We start from the raw sequence: 5106 nt of genomic DNA, 5'->3' as shown, positions 1-5106 counted from the left end.
TGATATCTACCCAAATTTTATACATTTCTTTTTGATTTTTGGCAACAACTGAGATTGAGGTCAGAGTAAGAATTATTCGTCGCCGCTAACAGTGGGAGCAGATATAGGGGTTGAAGTTATGAATTCCAGTATGAATTCCAGGGACACCATACATAAAGGCTCACCCATTAAAGGCCGGGTCAAAAGAAAAAAACACCTCCCCGTGAAAAAAAAATCAGGAGAATGGGGTTAGAGTAACAATTATTACACCTTGACTCTCCATAGTAAACTGTCTAAAATTTGTTCCATGAACAATGAAAACACTACCAGCATGAACGATGTGAGCAATCCCCATGACAAGCTCTTCCGGGAGACATGGAGCAACCTTGAAAATGCCAGGAGTTTTCTGCATCACTACCTGCCGCACCATGTATTGCGCCTGATGGATCTTGACACCCTTGAAATCAGCAAGGACAGCTTTGTGGAAAAGGAGCTGTCGGATTACTATTCAGATATGCTTTACAAGGTGATGTTGTCGGGAAAGCCCGGTTTTGTCCATGTGCTGTTTGAGCACAAGAGCTATTATGATAAGCATGTGCATCTCCAGATCCTGGAATACATGGTGAAGATATGGCGCCTTTTTATAAAGCAGCAGAAGAAAAAAGAAGCTCTGCCCATTGTGATCCCGCTTTTGATCTGCCATGGAAAGAGGTCCTGGCCTGAAGATAAAGTCCGGTTATCTTCGCTTTTGTCAGGTCCTGTGGATGAGCTGTCAGGCTATATCCCTGATTTTGGCTTTCACCTCCATGATCTGACCCGTTTCACAGATAAAGATATAAAAGGAACGGTCATGGCAAGGGTGGTGCTGTTGCTTTTCAAGCATGTGTTTGACCCGGATTTGCAGAAAAAATTGCCGACCATATTGTCGCTCATGAAGAGCTTGATGGAAAAGGAGACCGGGCTTCAATATCTTGAAACAGTGCTTCGGTATTTGTTTAATACAATGGATGACATATCCGCTGAAGCAATCAGGGAAGTTGCCGAGCAGGCGCTTTCCGCAAAGGAAGGAGCGTATATCATGACACTTGCCGAAAGACTTCGTAAAGAAGGGGAAATCAGGGGTAAGCTTGAAGGCAAACTTGAAGGGTTGACGGATGCCATTGAACTGGGGATGATCCTTAAATTCCCGGATCAGGTTGACCAAGTAATGGCAGAGGTAAAAAAAATCAAGGATCTTGATACCCTCATAAAAATTAAGGAAGCCATTAAAACGGCAAAGGATGTTTCTGAAATTTTATAAGGGGAGATGTGAATTCCAGGGACACCAGGAGATTGGCAGGGCGAATTCGGGTAGAGTAGAGCACTGATTCGGCCGGTTTCTTCAGCCCTTTTTATATTCGAGACGTCTTCCCGCACGCGGCTAATAGGTGTTCCAAAGGCCTTGCATCCTCAGTGCTCCCTCATCAAACCGTGCATACGGTTCTCCCGTACACGGCTTTCCGATGTTCTTCATTGTAAGGCTTGCGCCCTTTTCCACTTTGCGTAAGTTGGGATTCTATACTGTTGATGGGGTAACCCCTTGATTGTTACCCTTGATTTGCCAGATTCGGGGTTGGGCTATGCTAACCACTTGAAATAAATTTAAATTTGATTTAATATCCCCTCCATATCAAGGCTATAATCGATTTTTTAGAGTCAACAACACTGATTGAAAAGGGTACGCTTTGGCCAGAAGTAAACGACATTATATCCCAGGTCATACTTGGCATATCACCCATCAATGCCATAAACGCGAATTTTTGCTGAAATTTTCAAAAGACCGTCATAGATGGATTCAATGGCTTTTTGAAGCCAAGCGCCGATACGGGTTAACTATATTAAACTATGTTGTAACTTTAAATTATCATCATCATGTTCTTCTTCTCACCCGCACGGGAACAGCCGACAGCAAACCATTTTCAATGATAGCAATTGTCAATCCTATAACGCAAATATTAAGGAGAAACATAGATGGTGACCCTGACAGGAGAAAATCTTTTAAATTCCATCATTGAAACGACTGGCGTGGAGATTAACGTCCTTATCTTCAATACTTTGTCTGTGAAACTGCAGCAGATGATTGATAATGGAACTTACAGTAAACTGGCTGCCGCCATCGCCATGAGCGGTTTCAGTACCGCGATAAATGATGTCACGACGATCGGCGAATTAAGCAGTACTGTTGAAACAAATGCAGCGCTCATTGAAGCAACATCTCATGATACCAACAATGACGATGCCGATCTAATGACAGCAGCCCTGGGCAAAAGTATCACAATTCCCGACATAGACTATGATAATCTGCTATCCCTTGATAATTATATCATAGCGGCTTTGTATGAAGGCGACAGCTGGCTGAATTTCCAGGATTCCTCTGATCCCATTACCTACAACTTCAACGAAATCTTACCGCCGGAGTATATCGATACCGACGACACAGCAGGTTGGCAGCCGCTGACGTCCATTGTGCGGAATGTCGCAGATGAGGTGATGTCCACCACCGACTGGATTATTCTGCCTGATATTGAAAAAGTTTCCATCAGTGGCCAGATACGGTTCAATATGGTGGAAACCGATGCAGGTACCGCTGCTTATGCCTATTTTCCGGGTTCCCGTGTGGGCGGCGATATCTTTCTGGGCCTTCATATCGGTACGGACACAGAAAGCGGAAATATAGAACCTTACGGCGCCGGCCGAAGCACTATTGTCCATGAGCTGGGTCATGCGCTGGGATTGGCCCATCCGTTCGAAGGAGCATCCATATTGCCTGCCGGTGAAGACCACAGCGCCAACACAGTGATGTCTTATACAGATTTTCGACCGTGGGTGCCGCAATTTTCAGGAACCCTGACCGGATCAGGCAGCGAGGTGAGTGTTTCATATCGCATGGTGACACCGGATCAATTTATGCTTTATGATATCGCGGCGCTCCAGGCGGTTTACGGCCCTGACACGAATTCCCGGCCATCCGATACGACATATACTTTTGGATATGCGCCTTTTTATACCAGCATCTGGGATGCAGGCGGGGATGATGTTCTGGATTTCAGCGGTACTGGATACTATAACGTGATAGATCTGACTCCCGGCACCCACAGTGATATCAATTTTAGGGATATTGATACTCAGATTGCCGACCAGCAGGCCGTGTACCAAAGCCAGTTGGGCACCTGCTATTACGACGACTGGGTGGCAGATGTATTCACCGGCCAAAGCGCCAATATTTACACAGGAGAAAACGCCCTGGGAATTGCCTGGGGAACTATCATCGAAAATGTGATCGGTGGCCCTGCGGGTAACCGAATTACTGACAATGCCCAGGACAATTCTCTGACGGGCAGTACAGCCGATGACCTCTTCTATCTGGGGGCGGGCGGTTTTGATACGGTTGTGGGCGGCGGCGGATATGATCTGGTGGTGCTGGAACAATACATCATGGATCAGGTGGAATTGGGGTTTTTCGAGGATTTTGTGCTCCTGGTTGGAGATGACTTTTCCGTTCAGATGCAAGGGATTGCGGGGATTCAGTTTGCAGATCGGCTATACACAATAGTGTGAACGGGCAGGGCTAACCTTCCGAGTCCTTTACACTATGGTGGCGTAGTTTTTTATGACGTTGTATCGTTTCGGTAAATATTTTCATATAATGTTTTGAAACAGCAGGTAAATAATAGTCAGAAGCCATTTCAAGGGCTTTGTTCCCCAACGCGCTCCTTTGGGAATCATCCCCAAGGAGCGCCAAAGCTGAATTGGCCCATTCCTGGGGATCATTACTGTTGATCAAAATTCCGTTGACATTATGATCTATAATTTCATTGACGTAGCATCGGTTTGAAGCAATTACCGTACAGCCTCTGATCAAAAGTTCCAAAAGCCCCCAGTTGCCGCTGCCGTATTGTACCGGATATAAAAACAGGTCAATTTTGTGGAGGAGATCAGAATATTCCGGGTAAGGCAATTTACCGGTCAGGGTGAAGTGTTTTCCGTTCAATTTATGGGTTTTAAATAAGTGGTCAATAAAGGTGATTGGATTCCCTTTTCCATATTTTTTTTCGAGGAAGACCCCTTCATAGCCATATGTTGTTGACTTTGGATCACCAATAACTACAAAGTGAATCTTTTGATTGGATCTACTCAGGTGTTCGGCCGTTTTAATGAAGACTTCCAACCCTTTAGCCGAACTGAGATCCCTGGCTGCAAAACCGATTGTTTTCACGCCTTTCGGCAGTTGGATATTGGCCGGTTCCCGCTGGGCAATTTTATTGAGATCAAATCCTTCAAACTGGACCACTATACTGGATTGAAGTTTTCTGGGAAACATTTTTTTCGCATGTTCACTGGGCACGATGGTTTGTTGGCTTTTCATCACCTGATAATAGGAGAGCATCTGCATGTTTTTGTCAGTCAGCCGTTGTGCCTCCGTGGGTGGATATTTTGCGTCCCAGCCGTGGTCGGCGTAGGATGGAAACTCAATGTAAGTAATGATGGGAATGTCAAATTCGTCAAAAATCAGATGCGGCGATGCCCAGGAGCCATGGGCAACGATTATGTCTATCCTAAGAAATTTGATTATTTTTTTTAGTCCCCGAAATAACCCCGCACCAACTTTCCCTGCCCGTTCTACTTTACCGGAATAATAACAACTGTTGGGAGCCATCATATTCCCTACCGGCATTAGCGGTATAAGATTTCTATACCGATGCTTGTTGCGTTCTATATTGCCGGGGGTTGTCATATAATAGGCGTTTGCGGTTCCCGTGGTGTTCAAATACTCACACAAATCACTGAACTGGGCAGGGCAAACTGCATGAACAAATAAAATATTGGGTTTCATGGAGCTTTCTTTTTTTTTGCCTTCCTTATTTTTGTACCGGGGCAATGAATTTTGAAAAGTTCGACAATGAATCATTCACTTCATAGACCATTTTCATGGTACCGTTTTTCACATATTCCGCAAGTGGCTTATCATCCATTGCATGCAATTTTTTCATATCAATACCTTTAAACCCTTGAATGCTTTTTTCCGCCTGATTGACACGATACTTATAAGCCCGGTCAACAATCAGTCCCTGTTTATCAAGCGATTTA

Annotated in this window: 4 protein-coding genes; 2 read left to right on the top strand and 2 right to left on the bottom strand. The window is 44.8% G+C overall.

What is annotated here, in order from left to right:
* Window positions 1-286: 286 nt before the first annotated feature.
* Window positions 287-1279: an Rpn family recombination-promoting nuclease/putative transposase gene (locus AB7U36_RS18060; protein ID WP_428161064.1), complete on the top strand. Its 993-nt coding sequence runs from the start codon at window positions 287-289 to the stop codon at window positions 1277-1279.
* A gap of 710 nt (window positions 1280-1989) precedes the next feature.
* Window positions 1990-3576 (top strand): M10 family metallopeptidase C-terminal domain-containing protein, encoded by a 1587-nt coding sequence (locus tag AB7U36_RS18055; protein WP_428161063.1) that lies wholly within the window; start codon window positions 1990-1992, stop codon window positions 3574-3576.
* A gap of 10 nt (window positions 3577-3586) precedes the next feature.
* Here the strand turns inward: AB7U36_RS18055 and AB7U36_RS18050 are convergent, their stop codons facing one another.
* Window positions 3587-4852: a glycosyltransferase gene (locus tag AB7U36_RS18050; protein ID WP_428161062.1), complete on the bottom strand. Its 1266-nt coding sequence runs from the start codon at window positions 4850-4852 to the stop codon at window positions 3587-3589.
* Window positions 4853-4877: 25 nt separating this feature from the next.
* A partial coding sequence (locus AB7U36_RS18045; protein WP_428161061.1) for a SapC family protein occupies window positions 4878-5106 on the bottom strand: 229 nt, incomplete at its 5' end.

It is taken from the genome of Desulfobacter sp. (assembly GCF_050177295.1).
Note: the sequence above shows the minus strand (reverse complement) of the source record. Positions and strands in the feature narration are given on the sequence as shown.